The organism is Flavobacterium sp., from assembly GCF_027482425.1.
Classification (GTDB): Bacteria; Bacteroidota; Bacteroidia; order Flavobacteriales; family Flavobacteriaceae; genus Flavobacterium.
The window spans coordinates 1-24,178 of record NZ_JAIXWA010000033.1 but is presented as its reverse complement, the minus strand read 5'-3'; the positions used below and the strand labels follow the sequence as shown (position 1 = coordinate 24,178).

Here is a 24,178-nt window from a genome sequence, read left to right as displayed (position 1 = left end):
GGCGTTTAGATGTTACGATTTACTCGATAACCCTATTCACCTGTGCAAAAGTTCGTTGATAGTAAGGCTCTTTGGTGGAGGAGACAACAACGCCTAACTGTGTTGACGAATGTACAAATTTTATTTCATCGGCCAATATTTCCGTAATCATTCCCACATGATTTATAGTACGGCGTCCATTCGTTCGGAAAAAAATCAAATCCCCACGGCGGTATTCATTTCGATCCAACACCCGACCGATACGGGCCATCTCGTGTGAACTGCGCGGGAGAATAATATCAAATGTTTTAAAGGTAGTAAACATTAAACCACTGCAATCAAATCCGTTGCGACTTGTTCCACCACCGCGGTAAGGCGTCCCCAGAAAGTCCATTGCATTATTGATTAATTGTTCTGTGAGGTAAGGTGTATCATCACTGGTAACTACAATATCCTCGTCGTTTTGATCCAAGATCAAGGGCGTTTTCTTGGGTTTTGTTTCCGAAAAACCTTCAGGTTCTCGAATAACGGCAATTGTTTTTATTTTTTTGGGTGTTGTTGCGGGAGTTGGATTGGCCGTTGTTGAGGCTACTCCTGTATTGTTTTTGGGTGTGTAGGGCGTGTAAATTTTCTTTTTTTGCGCTTCTTTTTTGGAGGTTACAATAACCGTTTGGTTGGGTTTACAGGAAACCAAAAGCAGTGCGACGATGATATAATTCCAAACTTTATGCAAACTCAAAAATTTTGGCAAAGATAAAACAAAGCCAGCTAAATTAGGCTGTTAAAATGTTCCTAATATGCTGGGCCGTTCTTTGGCTAGCGCCTCCACCGCCTAATTTTTGTTCCAATTCGATATACTCTTTAACCATTTTTTCGCGTTCCGGTCCCGAAAGAATTCGCACAAGTTCAGTATGTAAACGCTCCCGATTGAGATCGTTTTGAATTAATTCACTGACGACGGGTTGATCCATAATTAGATTAACCAACGAAATGTATTTTAAAGTAATGATTCTTTTGGCAATCTGATAGGATAAAGGATTGGCTTTATAACATACGATTTCGGGAACTTTAAAAAGGGCAGTTTCCAGCGTAGCAGTACCCGAAGTGACCAAGGCTGCATGAGCACACGATAGTAAGTCATAGGTTTTATTAGCCACAAATCGTACCCGCTCTGATTCCAAGAAAGGGGCGTAAAAAGCATAGTCCAAACTCGGCGCTCCTGCTATGACAAATTGGTATTCGGGAAAGTCGGGAACCACCGACAGCATGATTTCGAGCATTTTGGAAACTTCTTGCTTACGACTTCCTGGCAATAAGGCGATGATCGGTCGATCGTCTAGTTGTGCTTGGGTTCTAAATATTTTTTCGTCGGTGGGTGTACGTTGTTGAATGGCGTCCAATAGCGGATGCCCTACAAAATGCACCGGATAGTGGTGTTTTTGCTCAAAATAGTCTTTTTCAAAAGGTAAAATAACATACAAAACATCTACATCGCGCTTGATGGCTTTGATTCGGTTTTCTTTCCACGCCCAAATTTGAGGCGCAATGTAATAATGGGTTCGAAATCCTCGTTGTTTGGCCCATTTGGCAATGCGCATATTAAATCCGGGATAGTCTATAAACAAAATGACATCAGGTTGAAAAGCCTGAATATCTTTTTTGCAAAAACGAATATTTTTTAAAATCGTCCCCAAATTCATCACCACTTCGGCAAATCCCATAAAAGCCAAATCGCGGTAGTGTTTGACCAAAGTGCCTCCTACTGCCTGCATCAAGTCACCACCCCAAAAACGAATTTCGGCCTGTGGGTCCTCGCTCAAAAGGGCTTTCATTACATTCGAACCGTGTAAATCTCCCGAAGCTTCGCCTGCTATGATATAGTATTTCATGGGTTAAAAAAATAAGGTGGAAAGGGTAAGTACAGCTACGGCAATAATGATTCCGTACCCCATCGCTTCTTTTTTTCGCGACAGCAAAATAAAAAAGGGGAGCAGATTCAATAACGAACCCAAAGCGATGTATTTTCCCAATAAATCTCTATTCCAAAGGGATTGCCAATGAAAATTGGGACTTAAAAAGGAAAAAAGTAGCGCGACCAAAAGCAAGCCTGCGCCGGTGGTAAGGAGGCCTAGTGCGAAGCCTAGTATTAGTTCTTTCTTATTCATTTTAGAAATTCCAACGGTTTAATATAGGAATGGCATGATGTGCCGTGAGGTCAAATTGAACAGGAACGATAGAAACATATCCTTGCGTAAGCGCCCATTCATCGGTATCTTCCCCTTTGTCTAAATTAATAAATTCACCTGTCAACCAATAATATTCTTTTCCAAAGGGTGACATGCGTTTATCAAATTTTTCTTGCCAATACGCATGCGCCTGACGGCAAATACGAATGCCTTTGATAGCCTCGGCAGGTAGTTTCGGAAAGTTAACATTCAACACCGTACCAGCGGGTAATCCCTCTTCAAGCACGCGTTGCACGATGCTTCGAATGTAGGTTTTTGCGGGCTCAAAATTGGCTTCCCAACTGAAATCTTGCAACGAAAAACCAATAGCTGGAATCCCTTCGATGCCGGCTTCAACTGCAGCACTCATGGTGCCCGAATAAATTACATTTATGGATGAATTGGATCCGTGATTGATGCCCGATACACAAAGGTCAGGCTTCCGTTTGATTAATTCATGTACGCCCATTTTCACACAATCCACGGGTGTTCCAGAGCAACTATAGGCCGTAATGCTTGGGCCAAACGGACTTACTTTTTTTACATGTAGCATGTCATTGACCGTAATCGCATGACCCATGCCACTTTGGGGACTGTCGGGTGCAACAACTACCACTTCGCCCAAGGTTTGCACTACCTCGATTAAGACTCGAATTCCAGGAGCTGTAATACCGTCGTCGTTGGTGACTAAAATCAAAGGTTTGGATTCCATAATTCAATTTGAAGTTGTAACAAAAGTACATATTTTGGGACTCATTGGGGACATTTTTCCTAACTTTGGGTCGTAGTCTGAGTTTAACAAAAATTTAGACGGTATTCCATCGGGATGGCATGATTTTTTATATAATTTAGGAACACTTAATGAATGCAATTGTGAGTTTTATGAAAAGACATTATAAAAAAATCCTTATTGTGCTGATAGCAGCCGTGGGGTTATGGAGCTTTATGCCCAAATCTAAAGACGGTGATCCTGAAAAAGATAAATTGCTCCTTGAATTATTAACCTACGTCATTGAAAAAGGGCATTACAGTCCTTCAGAAATTAATGATACCTTTTCAAAAGGAGTGTACAAAGAATATATTGAAGCTTTGGATCCTTCAAAACGTTTCTTTTTGCAATCGGATATCGATGAATTTGCTCAGTATGAAACCAAAATTGACGATCAAATTGTAAATCGTGACCTTACGTTTTTTAACTTGACTTACGAGCGGTTGATTCAGCGAATGGAAGAGAGTCGGGCGTATTACAAAGAAATCTTAGACAAACCCATTGATTATAAAGTGGATGAGTCCATCAATACGGATTATGAAAACGCGCCCTATTGCAAAAATGTTGCCGAATTGAAAGAACGTTGGCGTAAACAAATCAAACTCTCTACCTTGGCCTCATTGGTTGAAAAGCAAAAACTTCAAGAAAAAGGTACGGATAAAAAGGAGGTTAAGGTTGAAGTAAAAACCTACGAACAACTTGAGAAAGAAACCCGTGAGAATGCCTTAAAGTCTTTAAACGAGAATTTTGATTTCATCAAAGATTTGACCCGTGCCGATTGGTTTTCGGTATACATTAATGCCATTACAACACGCTTTGATCCGCATACTTCTTATTTTGCGCCCGAAGACAAGGAACGCTTTGATGTGAGTATGAGTGGAAAATTAGAGGGTATTGGAGCGCGATTGCAAAAGAAAAACGATTACACTGAAATTACAGAGTTGATTTCTGGGGGTCCGGCATGGCGCGGTAAAGAATTGGAAGCTGGCGACGTGGTTTTGAAAGTGGCTCAAGGTAACGGCGAGCCCGTGGATGTTGTCGGGATGCGTTTGGACGATGTGGTGAAAAAAATCAAAGGCCCTAAAGGAACCGAAGTTCGACTAACCGTAAAAAAACAAGACGGTTCTTTGAAAGTAATTTCTATTATTCGCGATGAGGTTGAAATCGAGGAAACCTATGCGCGTTCCAGTATCGTTGAAAAAAATGGTGTAAAATATGGTATTATTTATTTGCCTAAATTTTATATTGATTTTGAAAATAAAGACAGTCGTGATGCTGCCAAAGATGTAGCCATTGAAGTCGAGCGTTTAAAAAATGCAGGTGTAGAAGGATTGATTGTAGATGTGCGAGACAATGGAGGAGGTTCCCTCAAAACGGTAGTCGACATCAGTGGTCTTTTTATTGACCAAGGTCCTATTGTACAAGTTCGTTCTGCGGCTGGCCGAAAAGAAGTGTTGTACGATCGTGATCCTAAAGTCGCTTGGGATGGTCCGCTTGTGATTATGACCAATGAGTTTTCTGCGTCAGCTTCCGAAATTTTGGCTGCGGCTATGCAAGACTATAAGCGGGCTGTGATTGTGGGAAGTAAGCAAACTTATGGTAAAGGTACTGTTCAAAATGTCATCGATTTGAATCAGTTTGTGCGCGGAAGTACCGTGGGCGATTTGGGTGCTTTAAAAACGACCACCCAAAAATTCTATCGAATTAATGGCGGTTCGACCCAATTGGATGGGGTGAAAAGTGATGTGGTTATGCCCGATAAATACGCGTATTTGGAAATGGGCGAACGCGACATCGATAATGCCATGCCTTGGGATAAAATCGATCCGGCGCCTTATAATACATGGTCTAACCAACCGAACTATGATTTTGCTTTGGCCAATAGTATAAAACGGATCAGTGCTAGTCCGCAATTGAAATTAATTGATGAAAATGCAAAATGGTTGGATAATCGAAACGACATTACCACCTATAGTTTGCAAATCGACAAATACAAGCAGGAGCAAAAGCAGTTGGATGAAATGAATAAAAAGTTCAAAGCGATTTCCGAATACAAAAACAATTTCGAGTTTAAATCCTTGCCCAATGAAGAGGAGCAAATGAAAACCGATGTTACGCTAAAGGAAAAACGCGAACGTTGGCATGAAAATCTCTCCAAGGATATTTACATTGAGGAAGCCATTCATGTCTTAGATGACTTGCAAAATGGAGCCAATAAAGGCGTTTCCAATAAAGTGAAAAAAGAGAAATTATTAAAGTCATAAAAAAAGTCCCGAGTTGATCGGGACTTTTTTTAATCTCCGTTTACGCAACTTGTCTTGTCCTTTTCTTTTTCCATTTTGGCAATAGCTTATTCAATAGCGCGTTCTTGTTTTAAGCGTGCTTTTCAAGCCCTTCTTGTTGCTTGCGTATCGCTAATGAATCGATGAAGGGCTTTTGTGCATGAACGGCAGTAAGCCCCATGGCAAGCAGTCCCCAAAGGATTACGAGTTTTTCATAGTCTTATTAATTAGTATTCCTGAAGTACCGATATTTTTGCTGGAACACTTAAAAAAGACATTTTAAATATACCTACCATTCATTGACCTTATTCGCATCCATTTTCAGGAATATGAAAAGCAAAATGGTAAAGCCCCAGAGTCCGGATCCTCCATACGAAAAGAAGGGCAATGGCACTCCAATTGTTGGAAATACGCCGATTACCATGGCTATGTTTACGAAAAAGTGGATGAATAAAATACCTGCTACACAATACCCATATACCCTACTGAACTTTGTTTTTTGCCGTTCCGCCAAGTAAATGATGCGTAAAATTAATCCCGCAAAAAGTCCGATGACCATCAAGCTTCCCAAAAATCCCCATTCTTCGCCTACCGTAGTGAAAATATAGTCGGTGTGTTGCTCGGGGACAAATCCACCTTTGGTTTGCGTGCCTTCCAAATATCCTTTTCCAAACCATCCTCCCGAACCAATAGCAATTTCAGACTGGTTGGTATTATATCCTACTCCTTTTAAGTCGACCTCTTTCCCTAGTAAAATATTAAAACGATCACGGTGGTGTTGTTTAAATACATTGTTAAACACAAAGTTCACCGAAAATGTAAAGGCCGTAACCATAAAAAACATGAGAATACTGGCAAAAATATTACGGTCTACTAATCGACTGCGGTAATAATTGACAACCAAAGCCAACGCAGTAAGTCCAATTACGATATAGGGATTATTTGTCGCTAAAGTTAGGATAAACAAGAGAATAGCGATAAACCCTGTAACCAAATACCAACCCGGTAACCCTTCGCGATACAAGACAAAAAAGAAGACAAAATAAATCAGTGCACTTCCTGGGTCGGGTTGGGGAAGAATCAACATTACCGGAAGAAAAACGATAAATAAGGCTTGTAATTGCCGTTGCATTTCCCGTAAGTTGACTTGTACATCGCTCAAATACTTCGCCAATGCCAAGGAGGTAGCTGCTTTGGCAAATTCCGACGGTTGCAAGGTAAAACTACCGATACCATACCAACACCGTTGTCCGGCGATTACTTTTCCAAACGCAAATAATCCAAGTAAGGATAGCAGCGAAACGGCAAAAATAATGATCGAATACTTCTCATAGAATTTAGCTTCTACTGCCAAAATCGTAAATATGATGGGGATAGAAAATAAGATAAATAAAAACTGTTTCCCATAAATTTGGCTTATATCAAAAATAGACGCATCTTCAGGAGCTCCCGACAATGATGACGAATAGATGTTCAACCACCCTAAGATGACCAAAACAAAATAGAAAACGATACTGATCCAATCGATATTGCTGGTGACGCTTTGGTTTCTCATGGGACTGTTTTACGTAGCGTATCGGGTTTGACTTCTGGTTTTTTGCCGGCAATCGAATCTTGTCGCTTTTTCATTTTAAAGAGACTGTCTTTTACCCTTGCATTTAAAATACCAATACTATCTTGGTGCTTTTGAGGATATAATTTTTCGTATTGATCTTGTAAACTTCCTTGGAGCATGCGCTTTTCAAAGTCAGCTCGGGTAATTTTTCCTTTAAGGTATTTTTCAATCATTAAGGTGGCAATCGGACCTGCCCATCGTTTTCCCCAATATCCGTTTTCTACAAACACAGCGATAGCGATCTTGGGGTTGTCTTTGGGCGCAAAAGCCACAAAAATAGAGTGGTCTTGTAATTTGGTTCGCTTGCCGTTTATCACCATAAAGTTTTCGGCAGTTCCCGTTTTACCACAAATTTCAATCCCTTCCACTCCTAATCCTGATGCGGTACCTCCCGGACCATATACCGCGTGCATCCCTTCAATAATAGGGTCAAAATACTTGCGATCAATCGTGGTTTGATGTTTTTCTCGGAATTTCGGGTCAATGGATCCTCCCTTTATTTTTTTGATGATATGAGGCGTGTAATAATAGCCGCGATTGGCAATGGTGGCCATAAAATTGGCCAATTGTAACGGACTCATCAAGACTTCACCCTGTCCAATGGCGTTGGAGACAATAGTTTTTCCATCCCATTTCCATCCGGCGTAGGTGCGATTATATATTTTGGAGGTAGGAATATTACCGCGAACTCCAATGGGTAAGTCATAGCCCATAAAATCGCCCAAACCAAAACTGCGAAGATGTTTTGCCCAAAGGTCAACCCCATACCCGTGATCATTATATTTATTGATCAAACGGATGTAGGAACTGGAAAAAAAAGTGTTGCACGATTCATAGATAGCACGATGAAGTTGTACAGGACCACCCGAACAATGGCAGCGCATAAAACGACCGCGGGCATAACTAAATCCGTGGTTACATACAAAACGAGTGCTGTCGCTAATCACACCTTCTTGTAGAGCGACTAATCCAGTTAAGATTTTAAACGGAGAGCCCGGGGTGTATTGTGCTAGTAAACCTCTATCATACAAGGGTTTGGCTATAGAGTCGCGGTAGAGTGTATTGTAGTTTTTCGAACGTTGGCGCCCTACCAAAAGCGCAGGGTCGTAATTGGGTGAAGTGACTAAGGCCAAAATTTCACCCGTCTTAGGTTCAATGGCCACGATACCGCCCCATTTATTGGTCATTAATAACTCACCGTATTCTTGCAAATCGCCATCAATAGTGAGTGTAATGTCATTTCCTTGTTTGGCAATCGTATCGTATTTTCCCTCTTTATACGATCCGATTTCGCGATTGAACTTGTCGCGTAAAATGTGTTTCACCCCTTTTTGTCCCCGAAGAACTTCCTCATAACTTTGTTCAATCCCTTGTTTTCCAATCAAATCACCAGGTTTATAATACGGATTGCTATTGATGATGGCTTCGTTTACTTGGGTTATAAAACCAAAAACATTGGCTCCAAAACTCACTTGGTAATCGCGAATCGAGCGTTTTTGAATATAAAAACCATTGAACTTGCGTATTTTTTCTTGAAATGCTGCGTATTCCAACTTGTTCAATTGTGGTAAAAAAACGGAGGGAAGCATCGGACTGTAAACGCGTGCTTTTTCTAAACGTTTGATGAAAAAGGCTTTGTCAATATCCAACAGTCGACAAAATTCGAGAGTGTCAATATTTTTAACTTCACGAGGGACGACCATAATGTCATACGAGGGTTGATTGGCAATCAAAAGTTTTCCATTACGATCGTAGACATAACCACGTTCGGGATAGTCGTATTTGATTTTAATCGCATTATTTTCTGATTTTAGTTTAAACGAATCGTCAATAATTTGCAAATAGAAAATACGAATCAATAACAACGCAGCCGTTATGATTACCAAAGAGGGAAGCAATACCTTTCTCATCGTTTACTAGGCTTGATTAAGTAAATGATCAAAATGCACAAAATCACGGTAAACAAAGTACTTACAAGGGTGCGTACCAAAATACTCCAAAAGAATTCCAAAGTAAACACTTCAATAAGGAACAAGGTCAGATGATGAACCGCCACAGCAATCAATAAAAACGAAAAACGTTCGGGCGTGAGCACATCGTTGAGTTTTACCGTTTGGTATTCGTAACTTAAACCAAAGGAAAACTTAAATATAGAAGGTCGAATATACGCCAATATTAAGCAGGCAGCCGTGTGAACGCCTCCCGAATTACAAAACAAATCCATGAGAAAGCCCAAGAGGAAGCTGGCTCCCAGCAATCCGTATTTGTTTCCATTTACCGGGAAAAGAATGATAAATAAAATGTAAGGATAGGGGTTGATAAAACCGAGGAAGTTAATGTTGTTAAACACCACTACCTGCGCCAAAAGGAGCAACACAAAACGAGCTAAATTGAAAAGTAAGGTGTTACTGTTCATTGTTCTTTTGTGTTTTCTTTTCTAAGGTTAATATTTCCTGACGATCCCGATTTCGAATGATGTACACATGACCTAAACTCGTCATGTCATTAAACAAACGAACATCAAGGGTATAATAATTGGTTTGATCATCGGTGTAAATTTTTTCAATGGTACCGATATTTATATTTTCTGGGAAAATGGTGGATTGTCCGCCTGTGACAATGGTGTCGCCTTTGCGAACTGAGGCCAATCGAGGCACATCAATCAATTGAACAAATCCCGTATTTTTTCCATTCCAAATCAAAGAACCGATATGATTGGATTTCTTGATTTTGGCATTGATAGGGGATTCTGTATTTAAAATACTCAAAACGGTTGCGTAGTTAGGCGATACATTTTCAACAATACCCACGATTCCCAAACTATTGATAACCCCCATTTCGGGACGAATTCCATTTTTGGCTCCCGAGTCTAGCGTAAGAAAGTTGACTTGAGCGCTGTAGGAATTGTGAATGACTTTGGCGACAATTAAATCTGTTTTTTTAACGCCTTTAATAGTGTCCAATAATGGAACTTTTAACGTGTCTTTTCGATTGAATAAAATACTTTTCAATCGAGCATTTTCAAGCGCTAGTTCTTCGTTTTTCGTACGAAGATTGAAGTATTCGTTAACGTTGTTGATTTGTTTGTAAACACCTCCCGTCAAAAAATTAGCTGAACTGATGACTTTACTTTTGTGGTAGGAGTGGGATTGAATAGTCAACGAAACGGCTGTCGCCATAAGCAGCAAAAACAGCATACGATACCTGTTTTTAAATATAAAATTGAAGATTTGCTGCATGAGTTACGCTAAAAATTCCTGTTGCTGTTCCGTATTAAAGTGTTCTAAAATTAGTAAAAAATCAAATTACTTGATAAGAATACTTCTGAATTTCGGTATGTTTTTTAAAGCCATTCCAGTTCCACGAACTACTGCTTTTAGCGGATCTTCGGCAATATAAACCGGGAGGTCAGTTTTTAAAGAAATTCGCTTGTCCAAACCGCGTAGCATCGATCCACCACCGGCTAAGTATATCCCAGTATTGTAAATATCTGCGGCTAGTTCGGGGGGGGTTTGTGAAAGCGTCTCCATAATCGCATCCTCAATCCGTTGAATGGATTTGTCTAAAGCCTTGGCAATTTCTCGGAAAGAAACTTCAACCTGTTTTGGTTTTCCCGTCAATAAGTCACGTCCTTGTACCGACATATCCTCTGGAGGCGATTCCAACGAATCTGTGGCTGCACCAATAGTGATTTTTATTTTTTCAGCGGTAGTTTCCCCAACAAACAAATTGTGTTGGGTACGCATGTAATAGATAATATCGTTTGTGAAAACGTCTCCCGCAATCTTCACCGATTTGTCGCAAACGATTCCCCCCAAAGCAATCACCGCAATTTCAGTAGTTCCCCCACCGATATCAACAATCATATTTCCTTTGGGCTGCATAATATCAATTCCAATCCCGATAGCTGCGGCCATAGGTTCGTGAATCAAGTACACTTCTTTCCCGTTTACGCGCTCACAGGATTCTTTTACCGCACGCATTTCCACTTCGGTAATACCAGAGGGAATGCATACCACCATACGAAGGGCAGGCGTAAACATTTTTTTCTTTAAAGCTGGAATACTTTTGATAAAGGCTTTAATCATTTCCTCTGATGCCGCGAAATCTGCAATAACACCGTCCTTTAAGGGTCGAATGGTTTTGATGTTTTCATGCGTCTTCCCCTGCATCATATTAGCTTCTTTACCAACCGCAGTAATTTTTCCCGTGATACGATCGCGCGCAACGATAGACGGACTGTCGATGACAACTTTGTCATTATGAATAATCAGGGTATTAGCGGTACCAAGGTCGATTGCGATATCCTCGGTCATGAAATCGAAAAATCCCATACGATGTTACAGAGTGTTAGTTTGTTATTTATGAATCAGCCTACAAAAATAATAAAATTAATGTTTGAAATGACGTGTTCCAGTAAATACCATAGCAACATTATTTTCGTTGCAATAGGCAATACTCAATTCATCTTTTATGGAACCTCCAGGTTGAATAACGGCCTTAATTCCAGCATGATGAGCAATTTCTACACAATCTGGAAACGGAAAGAACGCATCACTGGCCATGACCGCCCCATTAAGATCAAATCCAAACGAACGCGCTTTATCAATGGCTTGGCGAAGGGCATCCACACGAGAGGTTTGTCCCGTACCCGAAGCAATCAATTGTCCGTTTTTGGCCAATACAATGGTGTTGGATTTGGTGTTTTTACAAATTTTAGAAGCAAATAATAAGTCCTCAACTTCTTGCTCTGTGGGCCTGGTATTGGTCACGTATGAAAGTCCATTTTTGGTGTCGGTGACCGCATTTCGATCTTGAACCAACAGGCCATTTAAACAGGTTCTAACTTGTTGTTGGGGTAATGCTGTTGGATGTTGAATTAATAGAATACGGTTTTTCTTTTCTTGTAAAATGATAAGGGCTTCAGGTTCAAATGAAGGCGCAATAACGACCTCACAAAAAAGTTGGTTAATTTCATCCGCCGTCGCTTTATCTATGGTATTGTTGGCAATTAATACACCGCCAAAAGCGGAAGTAGGATCGCCTGCCAAAGCCTGTAAATACGCTTCTTTCATAGTATCGCGTGTGGCCAAACCACAAGCGTTATTGTGTTTGAGGATTGCAAAAGTAGGGTCAGAATCCTTAAATTCTAAAATCAAATTGACCGCAGCATCTACGTCCAAAAGGTTATTGTAGGACAATTCTTTGCCGTGAACCTTCGTGAATAAAGCGTCAAAATCCCCAAAGAAAAACCCTTTTTGATGCGGATTTTCGCCGTAACGTAGCGTTTGCCCTTGATCGGAACTCATTTTATAAATAGTATCTTCTTGGTTGAAATAATTAAAAATAGCCGTGTCGTAATGCGAAGAAGTATGAAAAGCTCTTGCTGCCAAAAATTGACGCTGCTCCAAAGTTGTACTTCCATTACCCGATTCAAGAAGGTCTAAAAACAAGCGATACTCATTTACCGAAGGAACAATGACTGTATCTTTAAAATTTTTGGCGGCTGCCCGAATGAGCGAAATCCCCCCGATGTCAATTTTTTCAATAATATCCGCTGCAGAAGCTCCTGAAGCAACGGTTTTTTCAAAAGGATACAAATCCACAATGACCAAGTCCAATTGCGGGATGTTGTACGATTGCATTTCTTCCACATCCGACGCATGATCTTGACGGTTCAAAATGCCTCCAAAAATTTTAGGATGTAAGGTCTTTACACGGCCGCCTAAAATGGAAGGATAATCGGTCACTTCCTCTACGGGAATGACAGGTATTCCAAGGTTTTTAATAAATTCTTCGGTGCCTCCAGTAGAATATAAAGTTACTTTAAGCTCATGAAGTTTACGAACGATGGGCTCAAGTCCGTCTTTCGAAAATACCGAAATCAGGGCCGACTGAATAGGTTTTGTAGTCGTCATGTTGTTGTGGTTTAATAAGGCGCAAAAGTAGCGTTTTTTCACCCTATTTTTCAAGTGAATTTTAAAATAAAAAAGAAGATTTTGTCTCCTTTGTAACAATTGCCGCTAAACCGCTACTTATGGAGTGTAAAGACAAAAGTGATATGCTTTTATACCTTCGGTTACTCAACGAAAGTTTCGGATTTGCGATGAATGCGTTGCGCAATAATAAGTTGCGAACGTTTCTTTCGTTATTGGGGGTAACCATCGGTATTTTTTCCATCATCGCCGTATTGGCTGCTGTGGATTCTTTAGACCAAAAAATCAAAAAAGAGCTAAGCAGTTTAGATAAAAACACCATTTATTTATTCAACGACACCTTTGGCCCCTCGTCCGTACCTGCTTGGAAACGCGAGCAATATCCGAAAGTCAATTATGCCGAGTTTGAATACTTACAAGACAACTTACCCGATGCTGCTCAACTGTCGTATCAGATTTTTCTCAAATGGGAAAATGTGAAGTACGAGGACAAAACTATGTCCAATGTTAATGTTGTGCCTGTCACCCATACATTCATTGATATTCAGGGTTTTGAGTTTACTGAGGGTCGTTTTTTCAACGCCTCAGAGTCCAATTCAGGGGCTGCAGTGGCGGTTATAGGGGCCGAATTGGCCGAAGGACTCTTTGGCACTTTAAATCCTTTGGGTAAACAAGTGCGCATGTACGGACAACGGTTTACCATTGTCGGGGTTTTAGAGAAAAAAGGAGATGGGATGTTCGGAAATGACGATACCTCGATTATCATCCCCGTTAATTTTATTCGTCGGGCTTTGGGAGAAAATAAATCGATGACGCCCGTTATTGTGATTAAACCCGTGAAAGGAGTAGATATGGAAGCTTTCAAGGCCGAATTGACGCAGAAGTTGCGCAATTACCGCGGGATGAAAGTTGACGAAGACAATAATTTCTTTATCAATGTTTTTTCTGGATTTACCGATTTAATTGATGGAATTATCAGTTCGATGAACATCGGTGGGTGGATTATTGCGGCTTTCTCATTGTTGGTCGGCGGATTTGGAGTCGCCAACATCATGTTCGTTTCCGTAAAAGAACGTACCAACCTGATTGGGATTCAGAAATCATTGGGTGCCAAAAACCGATTTATCCTTTTTCAGTTTCTTTTTGAAGCAGTCATCCTTTGTCTTTTCGGCGGATTGATTGGAATCGGATTGGTTTGGATGCTCACGATTCTTCTGACTTCCGCCTTGGATTTTGAATTTATTCTAAGTCTTGGTAATGTTTTAAAAGGAACAGGTTTGGCCGTATTGATTGGTGTGATTTCGGGAATTTTACCCGCTATTTCCGCCGCCCGATTAGACCCTGTAGAAGCGATTCGCAGCGGGATGTAAATTGTATTTGTGTTAGTTTGTTATAAAAAGAAAAGCACGGTCATTAGAAACCGTGCTTTTTTATTTTTATCCCTAAAAATTAACGAATGGGTCGATTCAATATAAGATCCAAATAGAGATTTACTTTATTTTTCAATTCTTTACGGTGGGCAATAAAGTCCAAGAAACCGTGTTCCAAAACAAATTCAGCCGTTTGAAATCCTTCAGGTAAATCTTTTCCTGTGGTGTCACGAACAACGCGTGGTCCCGCAAAACCAATTAAAGCGCCAGGTTCAGAGATGTTGATGTCCCCTAACATCGCATACGATGCCGTAGTTCCACCTGTGGTAGGGTCAGTACACAAAGAAATGTAGGGAATTTTTTTATCGGCCAACTGCGCTAATTTAGCCGACGTTTTTGCCAATTGCATTAACGAGTAAGCCGCTTCCATCATTCGCGCCCCTCCCGACTTAGAAATCATCATAAACGGAATGTTGTGCTGCATGGCATAATCGATACCACGGGCAATTTTTTCCCCTACAACAGCACCCATCGAGCCGCCAATAAAAGCAAAGTCCATACAACAGACCACCAAATCTTCTCCTTTGGATTTCCCCACTGCGGTTCGAACCGCATCTTTCAATTTGGTTTTGTCCATGACTTCTTTCAATCGCTCAGAATATTTTTTGGTATCCACAAAACCCAACGGGTCTTTCGACGTCATTTTGGCATCCAATTCTTTGAATTCGTTATTGTCAAAAAGTATTTCAAAAAACTCTTTACTACCAATACGTACATGGAAATCATCTTCTGGACTTACCCATAAATTGCGTTCCAATTCATCGGCATCAACAATCTTACCCGTAGGCGATTTATACCAAAGTCCTTTGGGAACATCTTTCTTTTCTTCGGTAGCGGTTTTTATCCCTTTTTCTGTACGTTTAAACCAAGCCATAGTTTATTGTATTAGGTAATGAAAATCGTTGCTTACGTAACGGAAAGTGTTGTAAGCGCTATTTCAAAATTTAAATTGATAAGGTGTTTACGTTGTTCAAGTCGGCAAAAGCCTGTTCCAAACGGGCATTAAAAGTGACTTCACCTTCGCGAACCCATTTGCGTGGGTCATAGTGTTTTTTGTTGGGTGAATCAGCTCCTTCTGGGCTTCCGATTTGTGTTTTTAAATAATCGATTTTTCCCGTCATATAATCGCGAATCCCTTCGGTAAAGGCAAATTGAAGGTCGGTGTCTATATTCATTTTGATGACACCATACGAAATGGCCTCACGAATTTCTTCCAAGGTAGATCCTGATCCACCGTGGAACACAAAATCGATAGGGTTGGCCCCTGTATTGTATTTTTCTTGTACGTAGTCTTGCGAATTTTTCAAGATTTTAGGCGTAAGTTTTACATTCCCAGGCTTATACACTCCATGCACGTTTCCGAAAGCGGCAGCAATGGTGAATTTTGGGCTAATTTTCATTAATTCTTCGAAGGCATAGGCTACTTCTGAAGGTTGTGTATAAAGTTTAGAACTATCAACATCTGAATTGTCTACACCATCTTCTTCTCCACCCGTAATTCCTAGTTCGATTTCTAAGGTCATGCCCATTTTGCTCATTCGGGCTAAGTATTGTTGACAGATTTCAATATTTTCATGTAAAGGCTCTTCCGACAAATCAATCATGTGGGAAGAAAACAAAGGTTTCCCGGTTTCAGCAAAGTGTTTCTCGGATGCATCCAATAAGCCATCAATCCAAGGCAATAATTTTTTGGCACAATGATCGGTATGTAAAATCACCGTCGCACCATAAGCTTCGGCCAAAGTATGAATATGTTTTGCACCAGCTACAGCTCCTAAAATAGCCGCTTGTTCTCCTGCATTTGACAATCCTTTTCCGGCATTAAATTGCGCACCACCGTTGGAAAACTGAATGATTACTGGTGCTTTTAGTTTGGCCGCAGTTTCTAGGGTGCCGTTGATAGTACTGGATCCCACAACATTTACGGCAGGTAAAGCAAATCCTTTTTCTTTTGCGTAAGCAAATATCTTTTGAACTTCATCACCCGTAGCTACTCCGGGTTTAATGTGGTGTGACATGGTGTAGTTGTATTAATCGTTAAGCGACAAAAGTAAAAATAAAAAAAATTAGAACGGATAATTTATCCCGATATTTAGTACCGACTTCGATAAGGTTATCTCTCTCAGCCATTTGTTTTCAATCTGTTCCGAAGGATTGTAGGTTTTAAAACCAATGTCAAATCGCACGACAAACAAACCTTGGTCATAGCGCAACCCTAAACCACTCCCTAAAGCAATTTCATTCAATGACTCCCATCCTTTAAACTGAAACGAAGCTTGTTCAACGTTGTCAAACACATTCCAAATATTACCCGCATCTGCAAAGAGCGCTCCATTGAATTTTCCAAATAAATTAAATCGGTACTCTGCATTAAACGCCAGCTTCATGTTGGCCTCATTGAAATCGTTGATACCTCCGCTACTTCCGGGGCCTAGACTGTAGGGTTGCCAAGCACGATTATCATTGGATCCTCCCGAAAAATAACTTCGCGAAAACGGAATAGAGTTTGAATTTCCAAAAGGAACGGCCAAACCGGCAAAGGATCGAATAGCGATAACACTTTTTCCAGCTAATTTCCAGTGTTTGATGTATTCGATCTCACCTTTTAAATATTGTGAAAATTCTACATCAAAAAAGGTGTTCGCTCCTGTTTGGGTTTCCAACTGTTTTGATGCGCGCGCCAATAACGCTAAAATATTTCCCGCCGATTCAATTTTCGTTCGAATAGAGTAAAAATCATTATCGTTTACGCCACGATTAGTGGTTTTGTAAAATGAGATGTTGGTCGCAAAGATGAGGTTGTTTTCGGTTAAACGTTTGCGGCGTTCTACAATGCTGCGAATCGTACGTAAGTCTGTTGCTGATGGGGTAATCGTAGGATTTGAACCTAAAACTGCATTGATAAAACCGTTGGCGCCCGCATCAATAATCAAATTGTTGTTGGCATCAAAAAACGAGGGATCGGCATTGTAATTTAATGCGAGTACATTTAAAACATCGTAGGAAGAACGATAAATATTGAAATAGTTTCCAATATTCACATTTTTCACAAACTGAATATTTAAAAGGTCAAAACGAATGTTGGTGTTTTTTCGTGGCGTCCAATTGTACGTAAAGGTTCCCGTAAAGTTTTGTTTGTCCAAACCGATGTTGCGTTGTTTGGCGTAACCTATGGTCATCGACGTAGTAGGCAACATGGTTTTGGGTATGATTTTTTCGGTATTGAATGGGAAGAAGATGCGCGGAAAATTCAGCTTGGCATCCAAACCGATTTCAGAAATGTTAAAAAAGGTATTGTTCGGATTGGCTAAGTCTTGGGAGGAACCCACATTACCACGGAATCCAATTTCAAACGTTTCCGCGCCATTAAAAACATTGCGAATTCCCAAAGAAGTATTCCCAGAAATTCCAAAATCCTGAATATTCGAATGGGTGAAGTCTACTGAAGCTCCAAAGGTGTATTTTTTTCGGGGCGTCAAAAAAATGTTGGCAATCAATCCATTGGGGTCTTTCGGGTCTTGTTGGTATTGAATGGTAGGGTATTTGAAAACCCGTAAATTACTCAAATAGCGTGTGGTCAACGAGGTGTTGTTGTCTGAAAACATGCTTCCTTTGGTGATAAATACCGCATCGGTAATCGCTTTGGGACGGTATTTTAATTTTTTTTCACTGTATAAAACAAAATCTTTGTACGTTACGCTGTCTTTGCTTTTTATTTCGTTTTTATTGGTCGATTGATCGGTGAAAATGGCGACTTTATTGATGGTATAGAGTTGAAAAGGAGCCGTTTTGGCCGTGTCATTTTCGCGATAGCTGTAGTCTTTGATCAGTAAACGCACATTGACTTTGTTTTGCGTTCCCAACGTATCCAGCGAGTATCGAATGTAGTTTTGTTGAAAAAGATAGGCCCCGTTATTACGAAATTCTGAAGTAATTCGATCCCGTTCGGCGTTGAGGGTTTCGGTTTCATACGGTTTGCCCGATTTGATGAGGGAGCGACTCGCATTCAATCGAAATAATGAATCGAGCTTGGGACTCGAAATTTGAGGTTTCAAACTGTCAATAAGATATGGTTTCTTAAGGTCGACACGGTAGCGAATGCCAATTTTTTTTGCTTTAGAAGTGTCTTTTTCGATGGTGGTGGCTACGTCAAAATAGCCTTTATTGTAGTAAAATGAGTTGAGGCGTTTGATTGATTTTTGAGTGCTGACGGAATCATACAGGGCCGGCGGTTCTCCCGTTTTCATCAAAAAATTACTCAGCCCTGAAACAACAAATGATTTTCCTAATCGTTCCACTTGTTTGGCCGATAAAAAACGATTCAGCCGTTCTTGCCGTTTGGGTTTTCGTTGCAACCACTGTTTGTAGGCGGTGTCAGCGTTTTTTTTGGCTAAATTATACAATTGTAAACGCAGGCGATACCCTAGTATCGATGTGTTGGGTTTTTGGTATAATTGCACATATACAGCCTCATCACGCGTAGGTTTACCGTTGATGTCAATTTCATTTTTAACCAACAGCCGTTTATTGTTGGGAACCCGTTGGGTAACATTACAGGCCACAAGAAAAAGGACGATTCCGGTGAATAATGCTATTTTTGTAACGTGGACGCGCAAAGGTTCAAATTTTAAATCCAAAAGTAACGTTTTTTTATGGTGAGCAAAAACCAAATCAAGTTAATTGCATCCTTACAGCAAAAAAAGTACCGAACTGCCGAAGGCCTCTTCATCGCCGAAGGAGTGAAGGTCATTTCTGAACTCTTGTACTCCCATTTTCAGCCCGTATATCTTTTTCAAACGGAAAATGTTTTACCCCCAACAATCCTTGTTCCTGAACTCATTTCTCCTGAAGTGTTGAAAAAAATGTCAGCCTTACATGAACCCAACAATTGTCTTGGCGTTTTTAAAATGCGAGAACCGAAACCTATCGTTGAAGAGGGATTACTGTTGGTTTTGGATACTATTCGCGATCCGGGCAACCTTGGGACGATTATTCGGTTATGCGATTGGTTTGGGATAACACAAGTTATTTGTAGTGCCGCCACTGTCGATATGTATAATCCCAAAGTAGTGCAAGCCACCATGGGATCATTGAGTCGCGTTTCGGTGGTTTATACCGATATTGAACCTTTTTTAACCCAAACGAAGTTGCCTATTTATGGAACATTCATGGATGGCGTTTCGGTGTATAAACAAAAGTTACCGCAATCGGCAATAGTATTATTGGGAAATGAAGCCAATGGTATTTCTGATTCCGTCGCGCAGCGAGTTACGCATCGTTTGTCCATTCCAAGATTTGGTGATTTGCAACAGACAGAGAGTTTGAATGTGGCTACGGCTGCTGCCATTTTTATAAGTGAATTTAGACGAGCGACTTAGTGGAACGTAAAATTAACCACAAAACCACGCGTGCGGAAACCTGAAATATTGCCTGTCCATGGGCTGTCGGGATTGTTGTCGCGTATTAGTTCATCGCTCATACCAAAGATTCCACGTATAGACGGCGAAAATTTGAAATATTCTAGATAAAGGTCAATTCCAAATCCGATTTCATAATTATTGGTCCACTGTTTTACTCTAAATCGTTGTTGGTAATTATCATCCAACGACTTGGAATTACTTGATAAGTTAAGGGTTGTATTGACACCACCTACCAAATAAGGGCGAACATTTCCGACACGTTTGGATGAAAATTTCAGAAGTAACGGAAACGAGATGTAGGTAGAACGAACTTCTCGCAAAGCGTCAATAGTTCGCGTAAATCCGGAATACGTTAGATTGCGTTGGGTATAATACAATCCGGGTTCAAAGCGTAAATCGAAATATTCATGTATACGAAGATTTCCCACCAAACCTACATTAAATCCGGTCGTTCCATTGACCACAATATCGCGGGCGGGCGGGTTGATGTAATCAATTTTGAAGTCAAAACTGTTAAATCCCAAAAAATAACCCCAATGCACTCGTTGCTTGTCAAAGTTCTCCAAGTTAATGATAGGATCTCTCGAAAACATCCCTTTGGATTGAGCGGTCAATCCTAACGAACAAAAACAAAACACGAATAAAAAATACCTCATAACTTATTTTGATGCAGTGTATATCGTGGTTACGCCAAAAGTTTGGGGCAGCGCTTTCACGTTAGTAAACCCAATTTTACGCAAAATATTGTTTAGTTGTTTTCCATATGGAAATACGGCTGCTGATTCGGAGAGGTATCCATAGGCCACATTGTCTTTGGAAAAGAGTCTTCCGATAATGGGAAGAATATTTTTGGTGTATAGTCGGTATCCTTGTTTGAACGGTGTTTTTTCGGGAACAGAAGTTTCAAGGATGACAAAAATGCCGTTAGGTTTTAATACGCGTAAAATTTCGGCCAAACCCTTTTCTAAGGTTTCAAAATTCCGAATGCCAAACGAAACTGTGATCGCATCAAAATGGTTGTCGGGGAAAGGCATGTTTTCAGAATCGCCCAATACCATAGCGATACGGTTTTCTAGGGCACGGTCTTTTACTTTTTGTTTGCCTATTTCCAACATTCCCGAAGAAATGTCTAAGCCGGTGATTTTGGATGCGTTGGTTTTTGCCATCAGAATGGCTAAATCTCCCGTTCCTGTGGCGATGTCGAGAACGGTATCGGGATTTTGCTCTTGCACAAGACGCAATACTTTTTTACGCCATTTGACATCGATACCAAAGGAAATAACCCGGTTTAACCCATCGTAATTTCCTGAAATGGCGTCAAACATTTGTGTGACTTGTTCCTTTTTTCCTAAGGGGGAATCTTTGTAAGGCGTTACATTTTGTGCCATAAGAGTGTGCTGATTTGCGCGGCAAAGGTACATAACTTGCCGCATTTTTACATAGCTTTATTTCCGGTGATAGGTGCAATAAGTATACGAAACAGCATGCTTATCGTCGGCGGGATGCGATTCAGAAGCGATTAATTCCCACTCTTCCTCTAGAATTTCTGGAAAAAAAGCGTCTGCTTCAAACGAAGCATGGACTCGGGTTAATTCAATAGTGTCAGCCCAGCGCATGGCTTGATGGTATATCTCTGCGCCACCAATAACATAGGTTATTTGATCTTTAGGACAAACCGCTAATGCTTCTTCCAACGAGTGTACAACGATGCATCCTTCGAAGGTGTAATCGTGTTGACGGGTGATAATCACATGGGTGCGTTTTGGCAAGGGTTTGGGAAAACTTTCAAATGTTTTTCGTCCCATCACAATATAATGGCCTGTGGTTAATGCCTTAAACCGAATGAAATCGTTGGGCAAGTGCCAAACCAATTGGTTGTCTTTTCCTAATGCATTGTTCTCCGCAGCTGCGGCTATTAAGGTAATCATGGATTTGTTTTTGAAGATGTAAAAATACGTTCTTTCATTCAAATGTGGGGTTGGAATTCAGTTTCCTGACGTTTTTTAGTCAAAATTTGACGTTTGTTTAGCCAAAAATTGACGGAATCAATAAAACTAAAATTTAGAATCCGTGATTAAGAAAACGTTTTCCTAAATTTTTTTGATGAGAAAAAAAACTAAAAAACAGCAAAAGAACGATAATTTTCAATTGTTTTTGTGAATATCATAAATCGTATTTTGAGCGATACAATCACCGAAATATTTGCTTTACTTTGTTGCAGTAATCTATAAATGAAATAGTTAAGGCGGTCAAGAAGCGGTTTTTGAAGATGAAACCTGAATGTAAAGTGACGTTTACTGTAGAAGCCACAGCTGCGGTTGTGGGAGAATTCAAAGATTGAAATCTTGAGGCCGGTTTACTATCGAAGTTAAAGAACGGATCGTTTAAAGGTGCCTTTGATTTAACCAAAGACAACACCTTTGAATTTAGATATGTGGTGAATGGGAATACCTCAATGACCCAGAAGCTGACAGCTACCGTTGGAATGCTTATGCCAACGCTGAAAACAGCGTTTTAGAAGTATAAGTTTTAGTTGGTTTGTTTTAAAATCCGCCCTGCAAGGCGGATTTTTTATAATATTAAATCAGCATATTTGACGTCTTTTGGACTGTTTTTAAACAGCTACAGCCCCCTTGATATGCGGATGTGGGTCATATCCCTCTAAGGTAAAATCTTCGTATTCAAAGGCAAATATATCCTTAACATTTGGATTGATTTTCATCATGGGCAACGGACGAGGTTCGCGACTCAATTGTAATTCCAACTGCTCAAAGTGGTTGTTATAAATATGAGCATCGCCAAACGTATGAATAAAATCTCCGGGTTGTAAGTCGCAAACTTGCGCCATCATCATTGTCAAAAGAGCATAGGATGCAATGTTAAAGGGTACCCCTAAAAAGATATCGGCACTGCGTTGATAGAGTTGACATGACAATTTGCCTTCAGCCACATAAAATTGAAAAAAGGCATGACATGGAGGTAAAGCTGCTTTTCCATTAGCTACATTTTCAGCAAATGAAACTGATGTGTCGGGTAAAACCGAAGGATTCCATGCAGAAATCAGCATGCGACGGCTGTTGGGGTTGGTTTTTAAAGTAGTGATTAATTCGGTAATCTGGTCGATATTTTTATCATCCCAATTGCGCCATTGATGGCCGTATACCGGACCCAAATCTCCGTTTTCATCGGCCCATTCGTCCCAAATTTTAACGCCATTGTTTTGCAAATAGCCGATATTGGTTTCGCCTTTCAAAAACCACAACAATTCATAAATGATCGATTTTACATGGAGTTTTTTGGTAGTAACCAAAGGAAATCCTTCGCTGAGATCAAAACGCATTTGGTATCCAAAGATACTTTTCGTTCCGGTTCCCGTGCGGTCTCCTTTTTGGACACCCTGTTCCATTACATGTTTAACGAGGTCGTGGTATTGCTTCACTGCAGTTGTTTTTTAAGATTCACGTTTTGAAATTTCATCACGAATGCGTGCCGCTTTTTCGTAGTCTTCTTCTTGCACTGCATTTTCAAGTTGCTCGTGCAGTTCGGCTAGGCTAAATTTACGTAATCCCGAACCCGATGCTTCCTTAGTTTCGCCTAATGGTTCAGGTGACGATAGCACGTCCTCACTTTCAGATTCAGAACTGGTGGGGTTGAGGTAGATCCCCGCTTTGTCTAAAATATTTTTATAGGTAAAAATAGGCGCTTGAAAACGCAAGGCTAATGCAATGGCGTCTGAGGTTCGTGCATCGATGATTTCTTCGATTTTATCGCGTTCACAAATAATACTGGAGTAAAAAACGCCATCGACCAACTTGTGAATGATGACTTGCTTGACCAAAATATCAAAACGATCGGCAAAACTTTTAAACAAATCATGGGTCAAAGGGCGGGGCGGTTTGATTTCTTTTTCTAAGGCAATAGCAATGGATTGGGCTTCAAAAGCACCAATAACAATGGGCAATTTGCGCTCTCCGTCCACTTCATTTAATATTAATGCGTAGGCCCCGTTTTGGGTTTGACTATACGAAATTCCCTTTATAGTAAGTTTCACTAAACTCATGTTCCTTCCTCTATTTTCTGATTCTAAACCGCTTGACTATATGAGTTTTAAGGGCGGTTTGTACTTTTTGTCAAACACTTACCTTATATTATAAGGGTATTGGACAGTAAGGTTACCGCTTGCAAAATAACAAAAAGATTCGGTATTTTTTTTTAAAAAATAAAAAAAAAAAAAAAAAAACAAAAGGCGTTAGTATAGTGTGCACTATTGTAAGAAATACTTAGCTGTTTTGCGCTTTAAATTCCTTCAGTTTTTGGGTTAATCGCGGTACGATTTCAAGTGCATCGCCCACAATTCCATAGTCGGCTACCTTAAAAAAAGGTGCTTCGGGATCAGTATTGATGACCACTTTTACTTTAGATGCGTTGATTCCCGCAATATGTTGAATAGCTCCAGAAATTCCTAAAGCAATATACAAGTTAGACGCCACCGGTTTTCCCGTTTGCCCAACGTGTTCACTGT

The 24,178-nt window shown here is 40.3% G+C and carries 22 protein-coding genes and 1 pseudogene; 4 read left to right on the top strand and 19 right to left on the bottom strand.

The window, feature by feature from the left end; genetic code table 11:
• Nucleotides 1-19: 19 nt before the first annotated feature.
• From Q0037_RS03795 to surE, 4 genes are read right to left on the bottom strand one after another with little or no spacing between them, the layout of a single operon-like run.
• On the bottom strand, nucleotides 20-712 hold the full coding sequence (locus Q0037_RS03795) for a C40 family peptidase (protein WP_297515681.1): 693 nt from the start codon (nucleotides 710-712) through the stop codon (nucleotides 20-22).
• A gap of 40 nt (nucleotides 713-752) precedes the next feature.
• A complete protein-coding gene (gene lpxB, locus Q0037_RS03790) occupies nucleotides 753-1,868 on the bottom strand; it encodes a lipid-A-disaccharide synthase (RefSeq protein ID WP_297515679.1) in 1,116 nt (371 codons plus the stop codon).
• 3 nt (nucleotides 1,869-1,871) lie between these two features.
• A complete protein-coding gene (locus tag Q0037_RS03785; protein WP_297515676.1) occupies nucleotides 1,872-2,144 on the bottom strand; it encodes a hypothetical protein in 273 nt (90 codons plus the stop codon).
• A gap of 1 nt (nucleotide 2,145) precedes the next feature.
• Nucleotides 2,146-2,916: a 5'/3'-nucleotidase SurE gene (gene surE / locus Q0037_RS03780; protein ID WP_297515673.1), complete on the bottom strand. Its 771-nt coding sequence runs from the start codon at nucleotides 2,914-2,916 to the stop codon at nucleotides 2,146-2,148.
• A gap of 149 nt (nucleotides 2,917-3,065) precedes the next feature.
• On the opposite strand from surE, the gene Q0037_RS03775 reads away from it, so the two are divergent.
• Nucleotides 3,066-5,237: a carboxy terminal-processing peptidase gene (locus tag Q0037_RS03775; RefSeq protein WP_297515670.1), complete on the top strand. Its 2,172-nt coding sequence runs from the start codon at nucleotides 3,066-3,068 to the stop codon at nucleotides 5,235-5,237.
• A gap of 307 nt (nucleotides 5,238-5,544) precedes the next feature.
• Here Q0037_RS03775 and rodA read toward each other — a convergent pair whose 3' ends face one another.
• The 6 genes from rodA to purH form a co-directional block, all read right to left on the bottom strand.
• Nucleotides 5,545-6,810 carry a rod shape-determining protein RodA gene (rodA, locus tag Q0037_RS03770; protein ID WP_297515667.1) on the bottom strand — a complete coding sequence of 422 codons (1,266 nt, stop codon included), beginning with the start codon at nucleotides 6,808-6,810 and terminating at the stop codon, nucleotides 5,545-5,547.
• On the bottom strand, nucleotides 6,807-8,780 hold the full coding sequence (mrdA, locus tag Q0037_RS03765; RefSeq protein ID WP_297515664.1) for a penicillin-binding protein 2: 1,974 nt from the start codon (nucleotides 8,778-8,780) through the stop codon (nucleotides 6,807-6,809). The genes rodA and mrdA overlap by 4 nt, the downstream gene beginning before the upstream one ends.
• On the bottom strand, nucleotides 8,777-9,286 hold the full coding sequence (gene mreD, locus Q0037_RS03760; RefSeq protein WP_297515661.1) for a rod shape-determining protein MreD: 510 nt from the start codon (nucleotides 9,284-9,286) through the stop codon (nucleotides 8,777-8,779). The genes mrdA and mreD overlap by 4 nt, the downstream gene beginning before the upstream one ends.
• A complete protein-coding gene (gene mreC, locus Q0037_RS03755; protein WP_297515658.1) occupies nucleotides 9,276-10,109 on the bottom strand; it encodes a rod shape-determining protein MreC in 834 nt (277 codons plus the stop codon). The genes mreD and mreC overlap by 11 nt, the downstream gene beginning before the upstream one ends.
• Nucleotides 10,110-10,175: 66 nt before the next feature.
• Nucleotides 10,176-11,204 carry a rod shape-determining protein gene (locus Q0037_RS03750; protein ID WP_297515655.1) on the bottom strand — a complete coding sequence of 343 codons (1,029 nt, stop codon included), beginning with the start codon at nucleotides 11,202-11,204 and terminating at the stop codon, nucleotides 10,176-10,178.
• A gap of 57 nt (nucleotides 11,205-11,261) precedes the next feature.
• Nucleotides 11,262-12,788: a bifunctional phosphoribosylaminoimidazolecarboxamide formyltransferase/IMP cyclohydrolase gene (purH, locus tag Q0037_RS03745; protein WP_297515652.1), complete on the bottom strand. Its 1,527-nt coding sequence runs from the start codon at nucleotides 12,786-12,788 to the stop codon at nucleotides 11,262-11,264.
• A gap of 143 nt (nucleotides 12,789-12,931) precedes the next feature.
• On the opposite strand from purH, the gene Q0037_RS03740 reads away from it, so the two are divergent.
• On the top strand, nucleotides 12,932-14,176 hold the full coding sequence (locus Q0037_RS03740; RefSeq protein ID WP_297515723.1) for an ABC transporter permease: 1,245 nt from the start codon (nucleotides 12,932-12,934) through the stop codon (nucleotides 14,174-14,176).
• 79 nt (nucleotides 14,177-14,255) lie between these two features.
• Here the strand turns inward: Q0037_RS03740 and accD are convergent, their stop codons facing one another.
• The 3 genes from accD to Q0037_RS03725 all read right to left on the bottom strand — a co-directional run bounded on the left by accD (nucleotide 14,256) and on the right by Q0037_RS03725 (nucleotide 18,873).
• Nucleotides 14,256-15,110, bottom strand: a complete 855-nt coding sequence (accD, locus tag Q0037_RS03735) for an acetyl-CoA carboxylase, carboxyltransferase subunit beta (RefSeq protein ID WP_297515649.1) — start codon at nucleotides 15,108-15,110, stop codon at nucleotides 14,256-14,258.
• 70 nt (nucleotides 15,111-15,180) lie between these two features.
• Complete coding sequence (gene fbaA / locus Q0037_RS03730) at nucleotides 15,181-16,254, bottom strand: class II fructose-bisphosphate aldolase (RefSeq protein ID WP_297515646.1); 1,074 nt, start codon at nucleotides 16,252-16,254, stop codon at nucleotides 15,181-15,183.
• A 48-nt stretch (nucleotides 16,255-16,302) separates the two neighbouring features.
• Nucleotides 16,303-18,873: a BamA/TamA family outer membrane protein gene (locus Q0037_RS03725; RefSeq protein ID WP_297515644.1), complete on the bottom strand. Its 2,571-nt coding sequence runs from the start codon at nucleotides 18,871-18,873 to the stop codon at nucleotides 16,303-16,305.
• Between the two features lie 15 nt (nucleotides 18,874-18,888).
• Here Q0037_RS03725 and Q0037_RS03720 point away from each other — a divergent pair, with 15 nt between their 5' ends.
• Nucleotides 18,889-19,614 (top strand): RNA methyltransferase, encoded by a 726-nt coding sequence (locus Q0037_RS03720; RefSeq protein WP_297515641.1) that lies wholly within the window; start codon nucleotides 18,889-18,891, stop codon nucleotides 19,612-19,614.
• On the opposite strand, the gene Q0037_RS03715 is transcribed toward Q0037_RS03720, so the two are convergent.
• The 3 genes from Q0037_RS03715 to Q0037_RS03705 all read right to left on the bottom strand — a co-directional run bounded on the left by Q0037_RS03715 (nucleotide 19,611) and on the right by Q0037_RS03705 (nucleotide 21,584).
• Nucleotides 19,611-20,249 (bottom strand): porin family protein, encoded by a 639-nt coding sequence (locus Q0037_RS03715; protein ID WP_297515720.1) that lies wholly within the window; start codon nucleotides 20,247-20,249, stop codon nucleotides 19,611-19,613. The two genes, Q0037_RS03720 and Q0037_RS03715, sit on opposite strands and share 4 nt — an antisense overlap.
• A 66-nt stretch (nucleotides 20,250-20,315) precedes the next feature.
• On the bottom strand, nucleotides 20,316-21,044 hold the full coding sequence (gene ubiE, locus Q0037_RS03710) for a bifunctional demethylmenaquinone methyltransferase/2-methoxy-6-polyprenyl-1,4-benzoquinol methylase UbiE (protein WP_297515638.1): 729 nt from the start codon (nucleotides 21,042-21,044) through the stop codon (nucleotides 20,316-20,318).
• A 57-nt stretch (nucleotides 21,045-21,101) separates the two neighbouring features.
• On the bottom strand, nucleotides 21,102-21,584 hold the full coding sequence (locus Q0037_RS03705) for a dihydrofolate reductase (RefSeq protein WP_297515635.1): 483 nt from the start codon (nucleotides 21,582-21,584) through the stop codon (nucleotides 21,102-21,104).
• 341 nt (nucleotides 21,585-21,925) lie between these two features.
• Between Q0037_RS03705 and Q0037_RS03700 the strand changes: the two are divergent.
• A pseudogene (locus Q0037_RS03700) lies at nucleotides 21,926-22,182 on the top strand (isoamylase early set domain-containing protein).
• Nucleotides 22,183-22,270: 88 nt separating this feature from the next.
• Here the strand turns inward: Q0037_RS03700 and Q0037_RS03695 are convergent.
• The 3 genes from Q0037_RS03695 to Q0037_RS03685 form a co-directional block, all read right to left on the bottom strand.
• The gene (locus tag Q0037_RS03695; RefSeq protein ID WP_297515632.1) at nucleotides 22,271-23,095 is read right to left on the bottom strand and encodes a thymidylate synthase; all 825 of its coding nucleotides are present in this window, start codon (nucleotides 23,093-23,095) and stop codon (nucleotides 22,271-22,273) included.
• Between the two features lie 12 nt (nucleotides 23,096-23,107).
• On the bottom strand, nucleotides 23,108-23,716 hold the full coding sequence (locus tag Q0037_RS03690; RefSeq protein ID WP_297515629.1) for a bifunctional nuclease family protein: 609 nt from the start codon (nucleotides 23,714-23,716) through the stop codon (nucleotides 23,108-23,110).
• A gap of 220 nt (nucleotides 23,717-23,936) precedes the next feature.
• On the bottom strand, nucleotides 23,937-24,178 hold a 242-nt coding region (locus Q0037_RS03685; protein WP_297515626.1), incomplete at its 5' end, for an FAD-binding protein.